The 23,786-nt window shown below is 43.7% G+C and carries 14 protein-coding genes and 1 pseudogene; 11 read left to right on the top strand and 4 right to left on the bottom strand.

What is annotated here, in order from left to right; translation table 11 throughout:
- Positions 1-31 precede the first annotated feature (31 nt).
- Genes F0265_RS00075 through F0265_RS00065 form a run of 3 tightly spaced genes read left to right on the top strand, consistent with a single transcriptional unit; the run spans position 32 to position 3,032 of the window.
- Positions 32-919, top strand: coding sequence for a hypothetical protein (locus tag F0265_RS00075; protein WP_171747279.1), 888 nt, complete (start codon positions 32-34; stop codon positions 917-919).
- Positions 913-1,386, top strand: coding sequence for a DNA-binding protein (locus F0265_RS00070; RefSeq protein WP_171747278.1), 474 nt, complete (start codon positions 913-915; stop codon positions 1,384-1,386). The genes F0265_RS00075 and F0265_RS00070 overlap by 7 nt, the downstream gene beginning before the upstream one ends.
- Entirely contained in the window at positions 1,383-3,032 is a 1,650-nt protein-coding gene (locus tag F0265_RS00065; protein ID WP_171747277.1) for a hypothetical protein, read from the top strand. Before F0265_RS00070 ends, F0265_RS00065 begins: the two co-directional genes overlap by 4 nt.
- A gap of 249 nt (positions 3,033-3,281) precedes the next feature.
- On the opposite strand, the gene F0265_RS00060 is transcribed toward F0265_RS00065, so the two are convergent.
- The gene (locus F0265_RS00060) at positions 3,282-3,953 is read right to left on the bottom strand and encodes a hypothetical protein (RefSeq protein WP_171747276.1); all 672 of its coding nucleotides are present in this window, start codon (positions 3,951-3,953) and stop codon (positions 3,282-3,284) included.
- A complete protein-coding gene (locus tag F0265_RS00055; protein ID WP_171747275.1) occupies positions 3,946-5,295 on the bottom strand; it encodes a hypothetical protein in 1,350 nt (449 codons plus the stop codon). The genes F0265_RS00060 and F0265_RS00055 overlap by 8 nt, the downstream gene beginning before the upstream one ends.
- Positions 5,296-6,292: 997 nt before the next feature.
- Between F0265_RS00055 and F0265_RS00050 the strand changes: the two genes are divergently transcribed.
- Positions 6,293-6,532, top strand: a complete 240-nt coding sequence (locus F0265_RS00050; protein WP_171747274.1) for a hypothetical protein — start codon at positions 6,293-6,295, stop codon at positions 6,530-6,532.
- A 113-nt stretch (positions 6,533-6,645) separates the two neighbouring features.
- Here F0265_RS00050 and F0265_RS00045 read toward each other — a convergent pair whose 3' ends face one another.
- Complete coding sequence (locus F0265_RS00045) at positions 6,646-6,894, bottom strand: Lpp/OprI family alanine-zipper lipoprotein (protein ID WP_006960232.1); 249 nt, start codon at positions 6,892-6,894, stop codon at positions 6,646-6,648.
- 344 nt (positions 6,895-7,238) lie between these two features.
- Between F0265_RS00045 and F0265_RS00040 the strand changes: the two genes are divergently transcribed.
- The gene (locus F0265_RS00040; RefSeq protein WP_043011091.1) at positions 7,239-8,582 is read left to right on the top strand and encodes a DEAD/DEAH box helicase; all 1,344 of its coding nucleotides are present in this window, start codon (positions 7,239-7,241) and stop codon (positions 8,580-8,582) included.
- A 292-nt stretch (positions 8,583-8,874) separates the two neighbouring features.
- Positions 8,875-11,346, top strand: coding sequence for a collagenase (locus tag F0265_RS00035; RefSeq protein ID WP_171747273.1), 2,472 nt, complete (start codon positions 8,875-8,877; stop codon positions 11,344-11,346).
- Between the two features lie 63 nt (positions 11,347-11,409).
- On the opposite strand, the gene F0265_RS00030 is transcribed toward F0265_RS00035, so the two are convergent.
- Positions 11,410-11,685 (bottom strand): nitrogenase-stabilizing/protective protein NifW, encoded by a 276-nt coding sequence (locus F0265_RS00030; RefSeq protein WP_171747272.1) that lies wholly within the window; start codon positions 11,683-11,685, stop codon positions 11,410-11,412.
- 245 nt (positions 11,686-11,930) lie between these two features.
- On the opposite strand from F0265_RS00030, the gene F0265_RS00025 reads away from it, so the two are divergent.
- From F0265_RS00025 to F0265_RS00005, 5 genes and pseudogenes are all read left to right on the top strand, one after another.
- Positions 11,931-13,256: a sphingomyelin phosphodiesterase gene (locus F0265_RS00025; RefSeq protein ID WP_171747271.1), complete on the top strand. Its 1,326-nt coding sequence runs from the start codon at positions 11,931-11,933 to the stop codon at positions 13,254-13,256.
- Positions 13,256-14,197, top strand: a complete 942-nt coding sequence (locus F0265_RS00020; protein ID WP_171747270.1) for a chromosome segregation ATPase — start codon at positions 13,256-13,258, stop codon at positions 14,195-14,197. Before F0265_RS00025 ends, F0265_RS00020 begins: the two co-directional genes overlap by 1 nt.
- Positions 14,198-14,352: 155 nt before the next feature.
- On the top strand, positions 14,353-16,770 hold the full coding sequence (locus F0265_RS00015; protein WP_171747269.1) for a M9 family metallopeptidase: 2,418 nt from the start codon (positions 14,353-14,355) through the stop codon (positions 16,768-16,770).
- A 254-nt stretch (positions 16,771-17,024) separates the two neighbouring features.
- Positions 17,025-18,218 (top strand): DUF3103 domain-containing protein, encoded by a 1,194-nt coding sequence (locus F0265_RS00010; RefSeq protein ID WP_006960238.1) that lies wholly within the window; start codon positions 17,025-17,027, stop codon positions 18,216-18,218.
- Positions 18,219-18,633: 415 nt separating this feature from the next.
- Positions 18,634-23,786: pseudogene (locus F0265_RS00005) on the top strand (hypothetical protein); the annotation flags it as partial.

Raw genomic sequence — 23,786 nt, 5'->3', positions numbered from 1 at the left:
GTAACTCAGTTGAAATATTCGGAGAAATAGAATGTGGAGTACGTCACCACTCAGTTGGCCTAGCAGCTCGCAAGCAATCCAAACCAGTGCCGAACAGGTAATAGACCAAGTCGGCACAACGATGAATGATTCAGTTAGCCGCTTAACCAACCTTGAAAGTGACGCCAGTTATGGGCGTCACTCTTTAAGTGAAGATGCAAGTGCGTTAATTGGGTTGCGTGGTGATCTTGAATCTTTGCTAAGAACGGGCACTGTATTAACCGCCACACCTTACCAGTTTCAAGTAGGTACCAAGTTGGATTCGGGTTGTTACTTGAATCCACAGGCAGCAGTCAAAGTGCTATCTGGCAAACTCCGTGATCATGCTGACAAGTACCGACCAAATGGCAATCTTCATTGTATTGCGCTTATGGTGACCGCTTCACAGTTAGCGCAGTTCGCTAATCAGTTGGCGGATCTTGTTTCCGTGTTTCCTTTGCCAGATTGGTGTCAGGTGGCTAGGCAAACTCAAGCATTAGTGACCAATGAAACCGATAAGCTTCACCAATCTGCTGCAATCGTCCAACCTCGCTTTAAACCCATGGCGAAACTCAATGCCAATCCTTTGCATGACGCTTTGCATTGGCAGGGTGCACAAATCGCCACACTAGAATCGTTAGCTGATGATGCAAGTAACGTGATCGGCAAACTGGAGGCACTGGCAGAAAAGAGAGCTAAAAGGTTGGGTGATGTCAAAGCCCAGATAAATGCACTTAAAAACTTAAACGGCAGTGTTTACGCTTTTTCTGTTACTGGTAATGCTGAAAGTATCGCAACTCAGATTAGCCAAGCAGGTGCGCCAAACAATCATCAATTCACCGTGGCGAGTCTATTGCTTAGCCATGAACCAATGACCTTTTTTGAGGAATTGCTATGTTAGCTCTCGATGGTGTGCCGGTTAATTTAGACTCGATGAAAGTTGAAATGTCGATGGAGTTAAAAGACCAAGACATGAGCGGTCAATCATCGGGTACCGATACGGCAGAGCAAGGCGATAAAGGCAAGAAACTGACCTTTAGTGGTCGAGTTCCTTTCACACGTGTAGAAACGCTCACCCAGTTGTATTCGCTTGCATCGGACAAAGATGAAACCAATACACGCAGGGTTTATCGGATTGGTAATGATATTGCGTTAGCACTCAAGATTCGCAACGTGAAATTCACTGGCCGTATCAATGCGAGAGAGCATGAAACTTTGCAGGCTTGGAACGTCTCTTTTGAGTTGCGAGAGCAAAACAGTGTGGCAGAACAAAAAGAGCAACGAGCCAAAGAGCAAACCAAACCGGAACAGCGAGAAAACACCCGACTAAGACAGGCGCTGAATAACGCAGAGGAAGCAACGCAATGAAGTTAGAAAAACGCCTGTTTATCAGTGGTGAAGAAGTCAAACTGGTTAGTAACATGGTGAGCCTAAAGCTATCACTAGGCAGTGTTGCGATCTTCGAAGTAGAAACCAAGCAAAAGCCAGAGCAGTTTGCGTCTGTTCGGTTTGATATTGGTTATGAGAATAAAACCGCCCCTTGGTTTGAGGGGTATATCGATAAAGTTCAACCTGCTGCTAACGGCTATCATAAGATTACGGTGAAAGAACTGGTTGGCATTTTGTCTAAACGCTGGACGGTTAGCTTAGAGCACCCAACCGCAGAGCAGGTGATCGGCGTTCTTTCGGATATGACAGGGCTTGAATTCAATCTGCCTGATGCTGATTACATCAAAACCACTATTCCAAACTTTGTTTGTCAAGGCACGGGCTATCAGTGTTTAGAGCAAATTGCTAAGGCTTTTTCTATTCCTGATTGTGTTTGGTTCCAACATACTGATCAGGTCGTGTACTTCGGTTCCTATCAAGATAGCCACTTCAACAACAAACCTATGCCGATACCGGAAGAGTTCACCAGTCGCCAAAGTGGTAACAGTGTCACCTTTGTTCCGTTCCCTATGCTAAGGCCGGGCAGAGTCATGAACGACAAGCGAGTTAATCGAGTTGATTTGATTCAAGATGAAATGACCGCTTATTGGAAAACTGAGCAATCAGAAGTATCACCAAAGAAACGTGAAACGCTGCAGAACTTCCCTGAGTTGGCAGCAGGTTTTCATTTGCCTAAGTTTGGCCGTGTTGAGGTAGTGAGAGACACAGCGACTGCCGGGCAAGCCGCTGACCCATTCCGCCCAAGGTTTGCGGTAGATGTTCAGGTGCTCGATGAAAACTTAAACCCAGATATTAACGTGCCTGTCTATCGTTCGATTCCATTGCCTGTTCTTATGAGTGGGCATGAATCTGGATTACTGTCTTACCCTTTAGAGGGGACATTGGTTGAAATCGCTTTTGCTTATGGTCGGAATGACCGACCTATCATTCGTGGTGTCTATGGCCGTGAATATGCTATGCCGTCGATAGAGCCGGGGGAACAACTGCAGCAGCAACGTGAAGAGGTAAGCAACCGAATAGATGCAGCAGGAAACACCACCCAGCAAACAGACCAAACGCACAACCGAACAGCATTCGAAAAACTTGACCAAGCAGAACGCTATCGTGGTGAATTTGGTCACTACCATATTTTGGTTGATGAGCACAGCATTGAAGAAGTGATCGGCAAAAAGCTAATTGAAGCACTAGGAGCAATTAACCTAATAGCAGGTGATGACATTGTGCTAGGCAGCTTGGGCAACATGCAGACGGCTACCGCTGGCGAATTGGTTGAGACAATCGGTAAAGTTCGCCGAAGTATCGCCGCTGATCACCAATGGCTACAGTCACCAAAAACGTGGGTAGGCTCTAAGCAAGAGAATGTCTTGATTCTTCTGTCTGAACTTATGCAGATAGTGAAAGAACTTGCCGACACATTGGCTAGTCATACTCATCCGGGGATTATGCCGGGTGGTGCATCCACTCAAGCGCCTAATCAGTCAGGCACAATTACCAAACATGGTGATGATAGCTCTGATCTAAACGCAAGGATCGACCCGATAATTCAGAGGGCTTATAGCATTTAATCGCACTTACTCTGTTGACACTAGTTGTCCTTGATCAGGTTCAAGTAATATTTCTTACACCCTGTGTATAAATTCGATATATCTGTTGCGATACTTCAAGAGTTAGAGTTGGATGATACCCTTAAGGGTTGGATTGCTAGAATTATGCACGCGAGTTACCCACTTTGATGAAAGGAGCTAAGTCCTTAATCAAAGCGGGAAACTATCTTCTCTGAAACAAGAATTAGATCTAGCTTGAATGAATGTACTTCATATCAGGTATTTGAAGACGTAGGCCGCAGAAATTGTTGATAACCTTGACCCTACAGATAGACAAACATTATAAGTGTTACCGCTTTTTAGTGTTCCCCTAGGAAAGTTGATTGTTATAATGCCCGAAGTTTCGTCCAAGGGAGCGGGCATTTTTGCAAGGGGTTCTCCTTTTCCTAATTCAGAACCAGCATAAATAATTGCCCAATCAGCCTCTTTGTATGCTGTTAAGTTAGGAGGATTGGAATAAACAGTACTAATCGAGTTACTAGTTTTCGCTGTAACGGCAATAAAACTATCCCCACGCATACGAGGTTGACCATTCAGCAAGGTTTCGGTGGCAGCTATTGAGTGAACATCCTCATCCGCAGAAATCGTGATTATATAAGCACCTTGGGTAAAATTGAGGGCGTTTGTTAGAACTTGAACAAAGCCTTCGTTATTATCTAAAGGAGCTTCATAAACGGGTTCTTCTGAGAAATTAACGGTCAGCCCTTCCCAGATTCGTACTTTACCAAGTGCGCCCTGCGAGGGCATCTCATAGTTAAAATGTAGATCCGTTGTCCTCGGGCCAACAACTACCTCAGTGATATTCGACGTATAAGCCCTTTCTTCAGAACGGCCTATATATCGTCGCTCATTCAAAACTAAAGTGTCGGCTGCATTAGGCATTATTCGGCTTCTCCCAATCTTCGATGGTCAGCGCACTTGTATAGTTCCATCCACTCTTCCCATGATTAATAGTAGGAACGCTATGTTTATCATGTTCTGCTGACAACGAATACGTAAACTTAAGACCAGTTTTTTCATCGACTAGTTGATACGCTAAATAATTAGTTTCGGTAGGTAATGAGTCATCACCAGTTAATCTAACTGTATTTGCACCGCTATAAGGTATGTCAAATTTTAAATCAAACGTAGGCTGTTCTACTTTAGCATCTTTTTTTAGTCGGAGTTTTAGATTTCCTATAACTCCAAATAAAGCACCTTCGTTCACAAACGTGAGATCAGCTCGCGTGTATGTAGTCTCTTCATAAATTGTACCGGCAGAAGTTACTGATTTTGCTGCTATTTTTTCATAGGTTTGCTTTGTCTCTGAGTCGTAGGGAGCACTCTTAAGATCTCCATGTTCCAATTTATTAGTCCAATAAATATTTTTGTTACTTTTGTTTAAGATTGTTAGTTGCCAAATTGTTGTTTTAGACAGAAATAACAACACGATTGATGTAACTAAAAGAGCAACCATTAATGCGTTGGCGGCGACGCCTACTCTTGCGATAAGTCTTACTGATTTAGACGTGCTTAGCCTTACAAGTTTGTTAACTCGGAAGTCTAGCGCTGCTTTAAATTCTCCTTCGGCAGCACTGTATATCAGTCCTGTATCTATAGTTAAGGATGCTCTAGCCGTTTTTACAGCTTGAGAAACTTTTGCTATACAAAAAGCTGTAGTTATCCCAGTAATAAACTCTGAGACCCCAAGCACCAGACTAGATATATATGTAGCAGAGTGCACAGTAGTACCACCTTCTGATATCTCCTCAGTAGTTAGGTCATCATAAGTTACATATGGCTGGCCATTTTTAATTAATTTTCGACTTTTACTCTTCCTTTTTGAGGTTACTGTATAAGTGAATTTTCTATCACCTATACTTGCGTGTTGACGAAATACAACCTCTCCTGTCTCTGGAATTTCGTGTACTTTTATATTGTCGGGATCAATATGCGCAGCTATTGTTTCCATTACATTAGTTAAGTCTGCACAATATTCAGAGTACTTTTGTAAAGACTCCGGTCCCGAGGCTGAAGCTTCTGAAAGTAACTTAGATGTTGTTGAGTCAGGGGTGAATCCTTTAGTAACTGCGCCGGTATAAGATGACGCTGGTATCTTGCTATCATCTTGAACATTATCTTCCTCTAATATTTTGAACGCTTTCAAAATACCTTCTATTTCTGCTGTTTTTTCTATCTCTGAAACATCAGTAAACTCATTTTTTTCTAAAATTTCTTGATTCATTTCATATCCTTATTGAGCTGTCCTATTCGGGTATATCGATACTAGAGTGTTCCTCTCTAGCTTAATCTTTTACCTAAATATTAAGCCTACCAATTCATAACAATTAATACTCAACTGATATCATAGCTTGCACTTATGCAAATAGTTTCTTAGCGCTTGTATTCTTGAACCACTTCACAATCTGGCTGCAAATCGAATCCATGTATTTAAAAATAATCTTTAACTAGTCATTGAGAGTGTCCAATTGAATACTCGACATATTATCGGGGATAGAGCCGATTAATGATGATTTGCGAGCTAAGAAGAGTTAGCTGAGCTACCAAGACTCTTTGGCAACAACTGTAATGAGTGACATTGGCGTTGATAGCTAGTGTTAATAGAATTTGATAGAAAACGTTCCTACCTACAATTAATGTTGCCAAACAGCTGCCTGAACTGAGGCAAAACCAGAACAACGCCACTATGGGGTAAACAGCGACCACAGAGCCACGAAGCACAACCACTGGATGACAAAATCCGCACTCTCCTCACCCGCCTGCGCGGTTTTTCGATCAGTTTTTTTTCAGTTTTTGAGTTATGAAAAATCAAGGTGTCAGAAAGCCAAGCGGATAAGGTGCAAAGCCTTTTGATATAAGGGGCTTCGGGGTGGGGCAAGCCTTCTCAAAATGGCTTATATAGCCCAATATAGAATTTCAGTCATTTCAGTCATTTCAGTTTTTTTCAGAAAATTGAAAAATTAACGATCAGAAAAGATCTAGTGTCTGTTTGTAAGTTATTGATAAATAATAGCTGGGATGTTTTTTGTCACTGTTTTGATGATCTGAAAGGGATATGTAATGATCTCTTTTGTGTCTTGTTAAGCTAGATAAGACAAGGCTTGAAAGCGAATTTTAGTGGATTTACATTTTTTCAAAATAGAACAGAGGAAAAAAAGAAAATCTTTACGATAACATTAGACAAAGTGATACCACAAAAAAGCGGATTTTGTTAACTGATTATGAAGAAAAGTAAACCTATTACGGTAGAGTTAGTAGAGTTTGAATGTGATGAATGCAGTGGTGGTGTATACCGAGTAGACAAAATAGAAGCCCCAAGAGATAACCAGTGGCGGCATACGTGCTCGAACTGTGAAAAAGAAGCCTATTTTGCCTATCCATTCCCTTATCTTTCGTATAAAGGGGAGGAGTTCATTCTACGAAAACATGTACCTGCTCAGACACCTAAGCCAAATTTGTAGTCAGCTATAAAACAAAAGTGGCGACACAAAATTGTGTCGCCACTTCATCGCCAATTATCGTTTAACCATTACTTAAATCATTGATTTAAAAAGGCTAAATCCATTCCTTTGTCTTACTTAGTGTAAGACTGAGCAATGTTGTCGATACGCTCGTTAGCGCGTGCTGCTTCTTCTTGAGCAGACATTGCTGCATCGCCTGATTTACGTACATCAGACTGTAGAGCCTGTACATCTTGGCTTAGCTGGCTAACTTGATTGCTTAGCTCGTCAATTTTTGCTGAAGATGCTTCGTCTGGACCAGAAGCACAACCAGCTAGAAGAAGTACAGAAGACGCCGCAGCTGCGATCAACATTTTGTTCATAGATGAACTCCTTGCATTGTAAGTATCAAAATGACGTCCTATACATTTCTGCTCATATAGTGACGGTTCCTAAAGTGTAGACTCAAATCTAGGCTTCAAAAAGCAGAAAAAAGTCAAAAAAACCCAAGAATTTAAGCAATTATCAAATTAGTTGATATATGTCTCACTGGCGAGAGCTATAAGTGTCAATCTGCTAACTATATCGAGGGATGTAAACACGGCGAAATAAGATAATTTTCTGTGATCTCTATCCAGTATGGATCTTTCACGGTATCATAGCGCGTTTTTGAAAACTTTCGTGTTTGAGCTATAACCTAGAGCAGGGCTGAGACACATCTATGAACTTGGAGAATACTTTGCACTTTAAAGATTTAGGCCTAGACAATCGCTTACTGAAAAACCTGAAGCACTTTGACTTCAAGCAAGCGACAGAGATACAGCAACAAGCCATTCCGGTGTCGATTGCTGGTAAAGATCTGTTGGCTTCTTCGAAAACTGGCTCAGGTAAAACACTGGCGTTTGTGCTACCTATGCTACACAAGTCGTTAAAGAACAAAGCATTTTCAGCGAAAGATCCTCGTGGTGTGATTTTGGCTCCAACCCGTGAACTGGCGAAGCAAGTTTACGGTGAGCTGCGTTCTATGCTGGGTGGCTTGTCTTATGACGCGACTCTGATTGTGGGTGGTGAAAACTTCAATGATCAGGTGAAAGCGTTGCGTCGTTACCCGAAATTTATTGTCGCCACACCGGGTCGTTTGGCTGACCACCTTGATCACCGTTCGCTTTACTTAGAGGGATTAGAGACTCTGATCCTCGATGAAGCTGACCGTATGCTGGATCTCGGTTTCGCACCTGAGCTACGTCGAATCCACAATGCGGCTAAGCACCGTCGCCGTCAAACATTGATGTTCTCAGCAACCCTTGATCACGCGGAAGTGAACGAGATTGCTTTTGAAATGTTAGATGCTCCAAAACGTATCGCGATTGGTGTTTCTAATGAAGAGCACAAAGACATCACGCAGAAATTCTATTTGTGTGACCATCTTGATCACAAAGAAGCGATTCTGGATCGCATTCTGGAAGAAGCGGAATACAAGCAGTTGATCATCTTTACTGCGACTCGCGTAGACACGGAGCGTTTAACGGACAAACTCAACGAGAAGAAGCTTAAAGCCATTGCTCTGAGTGGTAACCTGAATCAGACTCAGCGTAACACCATCATGAGCCAGTTTGAGCGTGCAGTGTTCAAGATTCTGGTCACAACAGATGTCGCTTCTCGTGGTCTGGATATTGCGAACGTCACACACGTTGTCAACTTTGACATGCCTAAGCACACTGAAGAGTACGTTCACCGTGTTGGCCGAACTGGCCGGGCTGGTAATAAAGGTGACGCAGTGTCTTTGGTTGGCCCGAAAGACTGGGATAGCTTTAAGCGTGTTGAAGCTTACCTCCAGCAGGACCTAACGTTCTCTGAACTGGAAGGTTTAAAAGGTAAATTCAAAGGAATCAAACCACGTAAACCGGACTACCGTGGTAAGAAGAAAGTGGTTAAGAAAGCCAAACCACAAGCGAAGAAAACAGCGAAGAAGCCTGCTCAGCGTGATAAAGGTTTCTATCAGAATGTCGCTGTGGGCGATTCGGTCTTTATCCCGAAAAAGAAAGTCGCCCCGAAAGCAGACGACGAGTAAAAAGAAAGCCACCTGTAATAGGTGGCTTTTTTGTATGCATTTAACGGAACTTGTGCCGTTAAAAAGGTTGTTAAATTAGTAGCATAAGATAGCTTTTCCACCAGAAAATATAATTGAGAGCGCATTTCTGAAACCAGCAAGATTAGAAACTGAGACCACAACATCCAGTGTTAATATTTTGCTTACTATGCGCATTTTTCTCTGTTTAGAGTGAGTAGCGATCGGGTGACCGATTGCATATGGCACTTCACCGCGAAGTGCTCCTACTTAACGACAGACAGAAGAAAAAAAGATGGAACTTAAAAAAATAACAGTGGCAGTGGCTAGTGTATTACTTAGTGCGAATGCCTACGCCATCAGCGCGCCCGTACCACAGGTTGTCGAACTTGATGCAGAACACAATCACGAACATCACCATGGTGTAGAAGATCAACACCTCGAATACGCCCCAACGAAACTCACTCCCAAAAAGCCTCAACCAACCATCAAAGCGTTCAACATGATTGCAGCTGATGAAGCGGCTGTACCATGTGACGTTGAAGCGTTCGCGACATCAAACAGCACCAGCCTGATTAATACCATCACAACTCAAGGTGCTAGCTGTGTTAATGAGCTGTTCTCTGCTGAAAGCCGTATTCAGGAAACAACGTTTGAATCTGGCAACATGTTTAACGTCGCTAAACACACCACAACTTTAGCTAAGAATTACCAAGGTGGAGGAAGCGATGAGCTGGAAGCTTTGTTCCTCTATCTACGTGCTGGCTATTACGCGGAGTTTTACAACGATAAGGTCAGCTTCACCACTTGGGTGCGCCCAGCGGTGAAAGAGGCAGTAGATGCGTTTGTTGCTAACAGCAATTTCTACGAGAACAGTGATGCTCACGGTAAGGTGTTAGCAGAAGTGATCATCACTATGGACAGCGCCAGCCTAGAACATCATTACATCGATGTTGTCACGCAATGGCTCAACCGTTGGAACGCCGACTATGCGCAAAGCTGGTACATGCGTAACGCGGTAAACAGCGTTTTCACCGTGTTGTTCGGTGGCAGTTGGAATGATGAATACAAGGCGAAAATTGGTGAGCAGACTGACCTAGTGAATGCGTTATCGAGTTTCGCTCTAAACCGTAACTCAATTGGTCGTGATGATGAGTTTATGACTGCCAATGCTGGCCGTGAACTGGGCCGACTAACGCGTTATCAAAGCACGACTATTGAGGCTAGTGTCAAAGCGAAGGTGAAGCAGATCTTTGATCAGTATGAAATGTACGGCTTTGGTGATGCAGTGTGGCTGGGAACGGCGGACACTGCTTCATACTACTCAGATTGTACAGAGCTGGGCATATGTAACTTCAAAACAGAATTGAAGTCATTAGTGCTGTCACAAAGCTATACCTGTGGCCCGTCGGTTCGTATTTTGTCCCAGAATATGACTCAGGTTCAACACCAAGCGGCCTGTGACAAAATGGGTTATGAGGAAGGTTATTTCCATCAGCGCTTAGAAACGGGTAACCAACCGGTGGCTGATGACTACAATACTCAATTGCAAGTGAACATCTTCGACAGCAGCAATGACTACGGAAAATACGCCGGACCGATCTTTGGTATTGATACTAACAACGGCGGTATGTACCTCGAAGGTGACCCTTCCAAGCAAGGCAACGTGCCTAACTTCATTGCTTATGAAGCCTCTTACGCTAATCCTGATCATTTTGTCTGGAACCTAGAACATGAGTATGTCCACTATCTGGACGGACGATTTGATATGTATGGCGATTTTGGTCATCCAACTGAAAAGGTTGTGTGGTGGAGTGAAGGGGTAGCGGAGTATATCGCCAACGAAGACAGCAATCAGAAAGCCATAGATACGATCAAAGACGGCTCAACTTACACGCTGAGTGAAGTGTTTGAAACAACGTATGACGGTTTTGATGTCGACAGAATCTATCGTTGGGGTTATCTGGCAGTCCGCTTCATGTTTGAGCACCACATGGACGACGTAAATCAGATGCTGGTGGAAACGCGTAAAGGTAATTGGTCGCAATATAAAACCATCATCAACGGCTGGTCTACGGCTTACCAAAGTGAGTTTGAACAATGGCAGCAAGAGTTGGTGAATGGTGGTTCGGAACAACAGCCACCAACAGCGGTGATATCGGTTAATAGTGAGGGACAAGTAGGTGAATCCATTTCATTCAGCAGTAAAGGTAGCTCAGACTCCGACGGTCAAATCTCGAGTTACCTCTGGGAATTCGGTGACGGCGCGACCAGTTCAGAGGCCAATCCGACGCACCAATACAGTAGTGAGGGGAGTTATTCGGTCCGCTTAACGGTCACAGACAATGATGGCCTAACGGCCAATACCAGCGCATCGATCAATATTCGCAGCCAAGGTGACAACGATTCTTTGCCTACCGATTGTGCCGTTCGCCCGAAAGTCAGTGGTGGGCGATTGACCGCCGGAGAGCCAGTATGTTTGGCGCCTCAGTCACCAATATGGCTGAGTATCGAAGGGGTTAATGAGTATCAGTCGATGTCGATTACATCGGCGCATGGTACTGGTGATCTCAAACTGGAATACAGTAACTTTGGCTGGCCAAATGATGAAGGTTCCAACCTTCATGGATGGTCTGATAATTCAGGAAACTCAGAATGTATCACTATTAATGGTCAGGCGAATTACTGGGGGTACTTGAAAGTGTCTGGAGAGTTCAGCAACGCAGCACTGGTGGTTGATTTCAATACTTCAGGTTGCCGTCAGTAGGTTGTGACTTCGAACAAAGCTCAGCATTCGCTGAGCTTTTTCGTTGTTAGCTTCACTGAGGGATTAACGTCGCTGACAAGTGGTGCACCCTCTGCATGCGGAGCGGGAATGAGGATCCAGACGGCTACGCTGAATTTTGCAGTAGGCACTTTTCAGGCAGCGCCGCGCTGCAAACCAATCTTCAGGTTTTACCATAATTAAGTAGCCATTAAACCTCTTCACTAGAGGTGTTCGATACTCACTTATAAAAGCTGGATCATAACCGATCTCGAAATAATCTAACGTGTCCTCTATGGAGGAGAACTGGGCAATTTTTCGTTGGATTTCTGCGTCACTCATCGTCGAAAACATCTGGAGAATGTGCCGAAATTATCTCATCTCTACTGATAAAGTTATTGATCTACATCGAGTCTAGTAAGGTGTGGGTGAATGTTAAATTCTGAACAATAATCGATCAAAAAATAGACGTTTCATCACATATTTTCATTAACTTGCGTGATTTTTGTCTTTTCATATATTTATAACAAATATGCAACTTGTTTGCTTTAAGTTCTAGCCTTCAAACAAAAACTAAGGAACAAAACATGAATCTTAAGCAGTGGAATATCTTGTTAGCGTCTTTGATTGCGCTTCCCGCTTTAGCGGACACAGATGTATATTTGACCAATAATTCAGACCAGTCTCTGACTATTCAGGTGAGCCATGATGGCTCCGATTTACTTGAATATGGGGAAGAATGGAAACAGCACACAGAAACACTTGGGCCATGGGAGACCAAGCAAGTGCTCAGCTTCAATCGCTGGGAAGGGGTGAAATCGGGCAAGACATACCAATTCAACACCGTGGTTTCCAATCCTGTAGGTGAAAGCGTTGTACTAAACCAAGTAATGGAAGGTCATTGGTATAACTCAACCATTGAATATGGAGTCTCTTCATCTGATGTTGAACTGGCTTTAAAAGATGACCGTAATGTACACCGCTTTAATACGGCTGCATTTGGTGAGCGACAAGCGGAGTTGGCGTTTAAGTCTGCGAATACCGCCCGTTATGATGACCTTTACTACACCATCACACCTGCCAAAGTCGATGAAGCGGTTGAGCCAGATGAAAACACGCTTAAGTTAATGACTTACAACATTTGGGCGTTGCCTGTTATTGCTTCACACATTAGCGATCGCTACGCACTGATCCCTGAATACGTCAAAGGTTACGATGTGTTGGCTCTGCAAGAAGTGTTTGCTAGCGGTCGAGAGGAGTTTCTACGCGAATTGGCAAAAGAGTACCCTTATCAGACCAAGATGTTAGATAAAGATGGCATCAACATTTACGACGGCGGTGTCACTATCGTCAGCCGCTACCCAATCGTCAATCAAGCCCAGTATGTATTTCCTGATTGTACCGGAACAGATTGCTTCGCAGACAAAGGCGTCAACTACGCAGAAGTAATTAAAGGTGGTAAGGCTTATCACGTGTTTGCTACGCATACAGCGTCGTTCGATACAGACACCGCTCGTGATTATCGCCAGCGTCAGTTCAAACAGATCCGTGAACTGGCGACATCACTCAATATCCCGTCCAGTGAAACGGTGGTTTACAGTGGTGATTTCAATGTTAACAAGCGTAAGTTCCCGGGTGACTATCAGCAGATGATTGCGAACCTCAGCGCAATTGAACCGCAATACTCAGGCTATACGGAATCGACTTTCGATCCACGCATTAATGATTTTGCTGGCGAAGCCATGTCCGGTGGTGAGAATGTCGAATATCTTGACTACGTGATGGTGAGTGACGAGTATGCGGTGAAAGCATTCAACGATAACCGTGTAGATGTACCGCGCAGCACAGATGAACGCTTGTGGAAGCATTACAATCTATCCGACCATTTCCCTGTGTCGGCGGTGATTAAATAATGGTTTATCGTTACCTGTTGTTGATGCTCGCCGTTGTGGCGGGCATCTTTCTCTGGCCTTCCGATGAGGTTGTTAATTCTCGGGCGATGGTTGAGAGGGAGTTTTCGGAACAATATGTCGCTGCTAACCAGAGTCTTGCTCGAACAGTGGAAGAGGGTGAAAGTCAGTCCGAAAATACGATTCCCCATCAAGGCAAAGTACTAAACCCTCTTGCGGAAGCGTCAGGAAACGCGCTAGTTGAAGCGTTGGAATCTTTTTGGCGACAGTGCCAACAGCGCAACGATTGTGAACAGCTACTGGTTCAGAACCAAGCTGAACTGTCGGACGCTAGGTATCACCTCCTTGCTCGTTACCCTCAATTGAAAGCCCAGTGGCAAGAGGTAATGGGAGAGCTGGATCTTAACCAATACCACTCGTTAGCTGATCGAATTGCAGAAATGAAGCGGCAGGCATTGTTAATTTGGGGCGAGCTCGCAAGTGTTATGTTTGCTGGAGAATATGCGCTATATGACTTTAGTTTGGCATCCCAGGAGTTAGCGACTGATAACGCTGAGAGTTATGTTGAAAGCTATGAAGCATTGCTGAATAAATGGCAACACAATGATGAGTCGCTGTCTTTAGTTAGCGGTGCTGCACGTTATGAAAAAGGCGTGAGTCTAATACCAAGCACTTTTACGCAGCAGCAAAAGGATCAAGCAAAAGCACAGCTCGCCACCAAATACCTCAATGCTGAACAGTCGGCATCCATTGCTCAACGAGAGCAGCAAGTCGCGAGTCAGGAGGTACAAGTCGCAAGCTATCAAAGCCAGTTATCTGATCTCAAACAATCACTCGATCAGCAACGTTCAACGGCGGGGTCAGCAATGTCTGATCTTGAGTGGCAACAGTACGTTGAGCAGAAGATTAGCGACTTTCGTATTAACTTTTTTAACTATAACTAATTGTTAAGTAAGTGTTTTATTTAATCGTTTGCGAAGATTTAATCTAAGAAATTATCGGAACCAGCCTCTAAATTGCTCATCAATCGGTCTTATGTGACTTATAGATCGTTGATATAACGCAGCTCCAAATCATTACAATAAGTGTGGTGTTGCGTATGAAGCACAATCAACGTTTGTTTATTCCCAAGAGAATTGCTAGCGCTTTGCTATTAGCTGGCATCAGTTTCAATGCCTTATCTGCTCCGGAGTGTGAGTATGAGTTACTTTCGCACTCTTCTGACTGGCTGACACAGATCAAACTTGCCGATTCGTCGTGTTATCACTCATGGTTCAATGCGCCAGAAGAAGCAGCGACGGGCATCTACAGCGAAACGTCAATAAGACAAGTACAGCGCGAGTTGCTTGAAGAAGTGACGCAGTATGAAGGAGATGAACAGCAGGCTAAGCGAATTGCCAACCTTAGCGAATTTATCAAAGCGGCGTACTTTGCGCGTTACTCAACTCAATCAAGCTATGGCTATTATTCTGAAGAGTTGAGTCGTGAGCTTGCCCAAATTTCAGCTCGATTCTTAAGTAGCCAATATGCTCAAGCGCTGGGGCGCGAACAGGTACGTGCAATGTCTGCGATGAGCATAATGGTCGATAGCGTGAAACAATTGCCTACCGCAATGCCTGCCATGTTGGACCTGCTTGAAAGCTTCAACCGTCAAAATAGCCAACAGTTGCAGTATGTGGATGGATTAAACAATTTGTTCAGAGCGATGAGTGGTCACGTGGCGCGAGACTATTTTTATGCGGATGTCGCGGTTCACCCTTACTATCTGGTGAGGCTGGAACGGTTTGTTGAACAGAATCGCTGGGCACTGGGCACAGACGCTGAATTTCTTATCTACAATGCGGTACGTGAATCTGGCCGACTATTGGCGAGTAGAGATGAGAAGCTACGTAACCAGGTGATGGCGTTTATGAAACGTACGTTAGAACGTAATGCGATCGGCAGTGAAGGCGAACGTTTATGGATTGCGGCTGCGGAGATGATTTTGTTTTATGCGCCAGAGGAAGGCAAAAAACTAAAGCTTGAACAAAGTAAATCGCAGCTTGAGCTTAGCCTTCTTCCTTACCGTTATGAATGTCAGGGTGCCGCGATCATTCGTTCGCAAAACTTATCAGAGCAACAATCTGAACAGGCGTGTGACGTTCTGTCAGCGGTTGAAGCCGATTTTCATCAAGTGGTGAACTCTGGTTGGGCTCCGGTCGATGATGATCACAATGATAATGTTGAAGTGGTGGTCTGGAAGGACAATGATGCTTACGTTACCTACTCTAATTTTCTGTTCGGCAACAGCACAGACAATGGAGGGCAATATCTAGAGGGTGATCCATCCAAACCTGATAATGTGGCTCGCTTTTTAGCCTATCGCTACGACTCCGGTGATGAGCTTGCCATCCTAAACCTTGAGCATGAATACGTTCACTATTTAGATGGTCGTTTTAACCTCTATGGTGACTTTAGTGACACTTTAAGCCGTGGTCGTATGGTCTGGTGGCTGGAAGGATTCGCAGAGTATATGCATTACCGAGAAGGTTACCAAGCGGCGATAGATTTGATTGAACATCAGCCACTGTCTTTCAGCGAGGTCATTGAAACTACGTATGAAGATGACGTAAACCGTATCTACCGTTGGGGTTATCTCGGGGTTCGGTTTATGTTGGAAGAGCACCCTCAGCACATGGCTAGTTTATTAGAGTCTGCAAGGAGAGGAGACTATGTGACTTGGAGCGAACAAGCGAAGCGTTTGGGTGTTGAGTTCAATGACGAGTTTGAATTGTGGCTAGAAGCAGTCTCATCTACCGATTCTGACTCGCACAACGATGACGGTGAGAAAGAACCATCGCCACAAGACTCAGCAGAAATAGTGAGTTTTGCCGCCAACCATTCCCAGATCTTTAACGCTAACGCCTACGAGGAGCACCTGTTTTACATCGATATCCCTGCGGAAGTGACAGAATTCTCCGTTTCGATTGAAGGTGATGGGGACGCTGATCTATATGCAAGTTACCAGAGTGTTGCGCACTACTATGAGTACCAGCTTTCGGACTTTCAGCGAGGAAGTGAAGAGTCAATCGAGATTGAACCACAGCCAAACGGGTACATTACGCCGGGTCGCTACTATTTCAGCTTAACAGCCCGCGAATCATTTGAATCTGTCAGGGTGACAAGCAAAACAGTCACTCAATCCCCTACCGTTGAGCAAGATGACCTGACGCCAAAACTAATGTCAGCGAATGAACCCCTGCGAGTAAAGGTGAATAAGACACGTTATGTGGGTATGTATGTTGAAAGACCAGCAACGGTTCGGCTTTGGATAAGCGCGCTAGACGAAACTCCAAGTAACGTGGACGTCTTTATTGGCAAACATTCTTGGGCAACACGAGAAGACTTTGATGCAGCTAGTCAGCAAACTGGTAGCAATGAGTTTGTCCAGTTTGAGGTAGAGAAAGCGGGTTATGTTCACTTTACGTTAAGCGCTGAACAGCAAGGTGGAGAAGTCGAACTTTACGCCACTTATTAGAAAAGACAAAAGAGCACTTAAGGTGCTCTTTTAGCTAATAATATTATGAATTAATTATTGATTGGATTATTAATTCGCACATTCTAATTTAGATAAGATTAAATATCATACAATTTGGTTAAAAAGTGATCTTGAGCTGGAAAATGGAACAAAAAGCAATCGTTTTACTTCCACTTATTGATATTGCTGATAGGTTTTTATGTGTAGGGCAAATGCTCTATATAATGATAAAAATTAAAATAAGGATCATTTTTATGAGACCAAATCTATCTATTAGCATGATGCTTGCAACGGCGGTGGTTGGCTTCCAGTCGAATGCGCAGACTGTAGACACAACAGATGCTCAATCTAAGGCTGAGGCGATTGCACAACAGAAACAATCCATCGCTTTGCAGATCAGTGCTCGCTATGCTGATCTTGAATCCTCTATCAAGTCACAGATTAACGAAGAGCATCTATCAGCACCTCTGAACAACCTACAGTCTGCTCAGCCGTATTCTGCGTTTAGTCAAAAAATGCAAAAAGCGGATCGCAGCTATCGCGCAATGAAAGGCATTAGTGAGTACAGTGATTCAATCATGGAGCTGCGTATCGCGGACGCTTCAATGGTGAAAAACTGGAAAGAAGGTGAAAGCCCACTGTTCGCGTTCGAGCCTTCAGGTGATGACTCTAACTGGCAATTTATCGAGGCGTATGATGTTTATGGCCAGGTGCATCAACTGGATGTTTATGAGATGCCAGATGTGCCTGTATTGGTTGTCGATAGTAATGGCGCAGAAGAACTACGTGCTGGTTTGATGGCCATGCAAGCAGAAATGAAGCGTTTAGGTCAGGATACGGAGCTGACAACCAATGATTCTGCACCAAAACCTGCTGCTAAGATGAGTAAAATGAGCCGCTCGGTCATGGCTGCGGATGTTGAGCCTCTTAACACCACTCAGTTGACCAAAATTCGTTTAAATGACGACCAAGAGCCTTGGATTTCTGGCAAAGCTGAAGTCTACGCCATCATTACTGGTGTCGATCCAAGTCGCGTTGAACCGGAAATTGATTTAGTTGAAATGCCTTACCTTGACTACGATGGTCAAGACTATTACCCAGGACAGACAATGGTGCTTTGGCCACGTTACCGCTGGGGCGCTGTCGACATGATCCTGATGGAGCAAGACGATGGTACTGACTACAAAGAGCTGGCGAAGCTATTGGTCAAAGCTGCTGAAGAAATCCTTAAAATGATTCCGGATCCTGAAGTTCAAGGCTACGCTATCATTGCTCAGATTACTGGTAAGATCATTGACGTGATTCCAGATGGCTTACTAACCAATGATGATGACTACGTTGATGTTTATTATACCTTGATGCAGAACACAACTTATGTCGATCGTCCTGGAGCTGGTGGCAATGCTGTCGCGACCTTCAAGCCAGTAACAATTTCACCTACTGAATAATTAGCGACAACCCATCTACATTCAAGAGCGTATATTCGAAAGGATATACGCTCTTTTCGTTGTTATCCTTCTTATCCATCTGGGCGCAATCCGCACTGAGTATCATCAGTCATTGAGTGGCACTCCGGATAGTTCCTTTGGCGACAAAATGCCATCAGTAATTTGATAAACATGGTTGTTACATGAAGCCTCAAATAGTCACTTTATGAATTGATATTCTGTGTTTGTGAACTGGTCGTATTTTATAAATCAACTAAGTGAACTATAGTGATTCTGTATTAACTTAATGTTTTGATTGAAGTTTAACCGCTTTCAAATACATGAATGCGTTGCATTTTTAAACCTTGCTAAAGAAGATTTATGGGTGATCTAGGTCTCATAAATAAAAAAAATATTGTCTGTTGATGTATAAGAAATGCCAATTGAACGGCATTTTGACTACTACAACAGTGCTAAATACCTCTCTGAATTTCTTTTTTCTTATCAAAAGTTCGCTACAACCCTGACGATTTTTCCATATTTAGTGGTGATTCGCCGCGTTGTTATTATTAGTGCCAAAAATATACTTGAGCCACTTTTTTTGCAACGTCACTTCGGCACCATGTTGAGATTCACTAATAAAATTAAACTTATTCTCACCATCCTGTCCATCCTGTCACTAAGTTCCTGTGGCGGCGGTGGTGGAGATGGGGACTCTTCACCACAGTCACGTAAAACGGGCACTATCACCGGTACTGTATTCGATGCACCTATCTCTGGTGGTGTAGTGACGGCATACGAATATAAAAACGGCGTGTTAGGTCGAGAGTTAGGCCAAACTAAAACGAACGCGAGTGGCGAATACACTCTGAACGTAGACTCTGCCTCCATGCCTGTTTACATAAAAGTTCAGGGTGGTGGGTATCGAGACCCGTTCTCAAATAATGTTGTTAGGACGAGCTCTAACGGTGTTATCGAACTGGCCAGTGTGATTAATTTTTCCGAAGGTGAAACTGCGCAAGTGATGATCACCCCTATGACCTATATGGCTCAAGGGTTAGCGGAGTACAAAATTAAAAAGGAAGGGCAAAGCGCTTCATCTGCAATCAATAGCGCGCTAAGTACTATTAATTCAATGTATGGCTTTAACGTTAATACGGTCAACCCTATTGATATTACTACAGGCGGACACGACGCTGTAGCGACAGATGGCCATAAATACGGTGCGCTGTTAACTGCCTATTCTTCCTATGCCTATTCATTTTTGGAAAACGACTCAACGGGTGCCGATACTTATACGTCAATCAACTTAGCTAGAATTGGTTATGACGATATTGTTGCTGATGGCTTACTAGACGGAAAAGTGCTTGATGATAGCCGAGACTTCTTAGAAGACGCGCGCTTTGGTACTCAATATATCACTTCCGACTTTTACACTCACTCGGTAGCAGAGCACACACTGATCGTGGTGAGTGATCCAAATGTCAATGTTTCAGGTACGCCAGTTAATCAGTACGAAACAACAGCCAACCACCTCAATAATTTAGGGACTAGCGGTGGTGAAGGCTCAATACCGTCGCGTCAGCCAAAAGAAATGGATAAAAACGCACCAACTGCGAAGCGCTCAGACAGTAGTGTTTTGGTTGGTACGGAGTCAATGGAAGTCACTCTTGAAGACGAGACTGGTGTTGAAGGTTTAAGTGTGACTGTTAAATATCTTGAGAAAGATAAAGACAATGAAAACGTTGGTACTGAAGTAGAAGTATTGTGTGAGCAGGATACCGCTTCAATTTGTTGGTTGGACAAAACCAGCTTTGTTAAGGGACCACGTAAAACGACTTTGAAAGTCTTCGTCAATACAACTTCCCTTGATAAGAACGTTGTTAAAGGTACTGTAGACGCAAACTTAATCGTTCGAACAGTTGATGTCCTAGACAATGAAGATAACTCAGGCATCACACTCCCATTTAAATGGGACAATGTTAAGCCTGTGATTGAGTTTACATCCAGCGAGAGTGTACGAAATACAGACAATAACAATAACAAGATCAAAACGTATATTCTTGAAGGGATAGTTAAAGAAACGTTGAACGATATCGTTGAACAGTCAGTTTATTTGACGATTGCGAGATCTGGCGACCCGATTAAAATCGAGTGTAAAGAGTTGAACACTCAATGCCAGTTCAGTCACAGCTATGATACGGAATTATTTTCAGCCAGTGTTGAGTTTACCGTTGCTGCAACGGATATTTATGGTAACAAGGGTGAAGCAAGCTTTACAGTTTATAAAGATGATCAAAAACCACAAGTATCCCTAACTTTTTCAGAAGCACTTTTCAATTACAAACAGACTGATGGCAGTGGGTATTCTGGATTATTTGATCAAACTACATTCCCTTCAGGTAGCGTTGATAGTCTCGATCGATACTTGGATATTGATTTTGCTCTCGCCACCTCTGGCTTAAACGAAACCCATGAAGGTTTGAACTATAAGGATTTCGAGCTTTCAGAAGGCGTATTGCAAAGTAATTCAATCCCCTACTTTATTGCTACGATTAAAGACTTAAGTGATAGAAATACCTACGGTTCATCAGCAGATGACTTAACCTTAAGAGTTGAGTACCTGCGTAAGCGCTCGACGGAAGAACAATACTCACTTGTAAGTACAAAGACGCAGGTTGCTAGTGAGGCATTTGACGATAATAGTGGTATTCCTTTTAAGCGACTCCCTGACGAAAGTTCAGGAGAGCGTGTGTTCTCAATGGACTACTATCTTCCACTGACGGCGGATCTGCTTAGTGACTTCTCCAACGCATCAGAAGGTGATTCGCAACTAATCCAAGTCAGTGTGGAAGACCCGGCTGGCAACTCTAGTGCCTCACAACAGGTCTACTTTAAAACCACTTTTGAAAGACCGACGTTAACAATCGTCACTCCTTTTGTTGGCGCGATAGCCACAGTTGAAGGCTGGAATGATAAAGATAAAAAGTTCGAACAAATACAATCGTGTACGGACTTCACGCATGATCCGAAGAACGTTGCTGCGAACGTTGCTACGTGTTCTATGCCTTACAATACTCGGATTCAATTCTACAATCTGTTCAGAGTGACGTTGCAAAATGGTCAGGATACTTATTATCACCAATGGTCTAAGAGTGCAGGCCAAGATTCTGTGAAGTATACAGTTGACTTTGCGGATGCAGCAGGTGCTATTGGAACCTATTTCACTAAAGCAGAAACCAAAACCATTTATCTCACTGAGTTTTCCGCTTACCACACAGGGTTGTTTGAGTATCTATGGAATAAGTCGGCCAGAACGGTAAATGATGCTGAAACCATCCTGACGGATGTGGCAAAGGCCATAGTCGGTGATAGTGACAGTAAACCTCTACTGGGCTTTGATCCTTTCAGCAGTAGATATGCGACCAATGCCGACAACCCAGTACCCAATAACCCTGCTACGGCTTATCAGTACCGCATTCTTTTAGAATCATTAGCGGGCTTATCGAGTGAAACGACGTCTTTAGAGTACGCTTTTGCTTTTTACAAAGACCTAAAAGCGGATGGCTTAGCGAACGGTAATGCAGAGGGCGACTCTGGAAGTGATGCTCAGAAGCCAATTCAAGTTGGCGACAAATTTATTGACATTAATGCGGACACTTACAGAAAGAATCTAGCTAAAGGCTATTACGACCTCGCAGTTAGTTATGGTGTTGATTCTCAAATTGCTGTTGCTCAGGCAGACGTTTTTGCAACCGCTAACCCGACAATAGATGACACACCGATATTTAAAGACGCTGGTGGGAGTATTGATAACGAGCCACCAGTAGCAATAGTGTCAATGGATACCACTCAGGATGATGGTGCTTACGTTGCGGTGAGCGAAAATGTTTACACTATTGCGGGCAAAGTCCATTCGCTAATAACGGTGACTGATATCTCTGGTGTGGACTTAGCCGCTTCCGAATTCAAAATCTATTGGTACCATTCTGACAATCCAACGGAAAGAAAAGAGGCCAACATAATTTTTGAGGAGGCGAGTGGTGATACTTATAAAAAGGTACTTAAGTTCGCCATCGACTCTACAAGTGACGCCCATCTGGGCGTGACTCGTTTTGAGGCCTATGCAACGGTACTGAAAGACGCAAAGAACAATACGACTAACGAAGAGGCGTTACTTGCCACATTCAATGTTGATAACGTGGCACCAAAGGGTTTGGTTGACAAGACAGAACCTGAATATCCAGTTGATGGCAGTACAGTCGATGTAACGGTCAATTTCGATAAGCCGGTTAATGCTGTAGAAGCTACAATTGACGGCATCAAAATTGATTTTGGCGAGTCAAGTCAGACGAAAACAGAATGGGTTGGTACATCCCAAAATGAAATTAGTCTACAAGTCGATGAAACTTCTAAAGTAATCGTAGTAGACAAAGGGTATGCTGATGCATTGGGTAATGCTGGGGAACAAATCACAGCCAGCGTCGGTGTTATGCCAGTTCTTACCATCAACAAGGTAGCGACAGACGATATCATCCGGCATGGTGATGAAGATATCAGTGCTGTCGTGATCAGCGGTTCCACCAAGGGGATAGAGTCCGGTGCGAAGCTGTCATTGGCGGTGACCTCAAAGAAAGATAGCCGTAAGGACATTGATAAGTATGAGTCTGACGATACTGAAGATTTAAAGGTACAAAGTGACGGTACTTGGTCTAAGGTGCTCAGCTTCCAGAGTTGGGAAGAGGCTGAAATGTTGATCACTGTGTCTGGCAAGAATGATCAAAATGTGCCAGCGTCTCAAACGAAAGATAAGGTCACGTACAAGGATAAGGTCCTTCCTTCACTTAGTGAAAGCGGAAGTATGATCCAAATGTCTGGTGGAGCGGAAACGTCTCTGGCAGATAGCGTACTGGTTGATGGTAAAACTGCCAAAGTAACCCTGAAATTCAGTGAGCGAGTTACTGAGCCGACGGCATCTCTCAATAGCCAGAGCATTACTTTTGACCAACCTGATGGAGATGTTTCTAACCAATGGGTAGGCCATACAGTAGCATTAGACTTACCTAACAATTCATCGACTGCAAAGTTAGAAGTATCGGGTTACCAAGACACTGCAAATGAACCAAACCCTGGTTCTTTTAGCAAAGATATTGATCTTAAGCCGGTTATTGCTATCAATCATATTGATTCATTCAACTCAGATTCTGAACTAGCAAAAAGCTTCGTTATTTCAGGTACATCGAAAGGTATTCAGAATGGCGCGAAACTGACCATTAAAGTGTATTTGAAAGATGAACTTAAATATCAACATGAAGATGTCCAGGTTACTAACGGTGTTTGGACTCTTGATCCGAAAAACATCTCGACGTGGGAAAGTGGTGATATCTTAATCACGGCCGAGGGTAAGAATGGTAAGGATCTGGAGGCTGATAAAGCAAGCCTGGCTATCAAGTTTATAGATAACATTCAACCACAAGTGCTTAACGTAACGAATTGGTTACCAGTAGACAGGCCGGTTCATAATAGTCAGCCGTCATTTAAGGTGACGTTCTCAGAGCCAGTGAAAGAAGTGGAAGGGACGTTTGCGGG

The sequence above is a fragment of the Vibrio sp. RE88 genome (assembly GCF_013113835.1).
Lineage (GTDB): Bacteria > Pseudomonadota > Gammaproteobacteria > Enterobacterales > Vibrionaceae > Vibrio.
The sequence above is the reverse complement of the archived record's forward strand: the minus strand, read 5'-3'. Positions and strand labels throughout refer to the sequence as shown.

Excerpts from the sequence above, each read along its gene's own strand:
- F0265_RS00020 (WP_171747270.1), top strand. The coding sequence starts at position 13,256 with ATGGTTTATCGTTACCTGTTGTTGATGCTCGCCGTTGTGGCGGGCATC.
- F0265_RS00045 (WP_006960232.1), bottom strand. The coding sequence starts at position 6,894 with ATGAACAAAATGTTGATCGCAGCTGCGGCGTCTTCTGTACTTCTTCTA.
- F0265_RS00035 (WP_171747273.1), top strand. The coding sequence starts at position 8,875 with ATGGAACTTAAAAAAATAACAGTGGCAGTGGCTAGTGTATTACTTAGT.
- F0265_RS00050 (WP_171747274.1), top strand. The coding sequence starts at position 6,293 with ATGAAGAAAAGTAAACCTATTACGGTAGAGTTAGTAGAGTTTGAATGT.
- F0265_RS00055 (WP_171747275.1), bottom strand. The coding sequence starts at position 5,295 with ATGAATCAAGAAATTTTAGAAAAAAATGAGTTTACTGATGTTTCAGAG.
- F0265_RS00015 (WP_171747269.1), top strand. The coding sequence starts at position 14,353 with ATGAAGCACAATCAACGTTTGTTTATTCCCAAGAGAATTGCTAGCGCT.
- F0265_RS00030 (WP_171747272.1), bottom strand. The coding sequence starts at position 11,685 with ATGAGTGACGCAGAAATCCAACGAAAAATTGCCCAGTTCTCCTCCATA.
- F0265_RS00060 (WP_171747276.1), bottom strand. The coding sequence starts at position 3,953 with ATGCCTAATGCAGCCGACACTTTAGTTTTGAATGAGCGACGATATATA.
- F0265_RS00075 (WP_171747279.1), top strand. The coding sequence starts at position 32 with ATGTGGAGTACGTCACCACTCAGTTGGCCTAGCAGCTCGCAAGCAATC.
- F0265_RS00070 (WP_171747278.1), top strand. The coding sequence starts at position 913 with ATGTTAGCTCTCGATGGTGTGCCGGTTAATTTAGACTCGATGAAAGTT.
- F0265_RS00025 (WP_171747271.1), top strand. The coding sequence starts at position 11,931 with ATGAATCTTAAGCAGTGGAATATCTTGTTAGCGTCTTTGATTGCGCTT.
- F0265_RS00065 (WP_171747277.1), top strand. The coding sequence starts at position 1,383 with ATGAAGTTAGAAAAACGCCTGTTTATCAGTGGTGAAGAAGTCAAACTG.
- F0265_RS00010 (WP_006960238.1), top strand. The coding sequence starts at position 17,025 with ATGAGACCAAATCTATCTATTAGCATGATGCTTGCAACGGCGGTGGTT.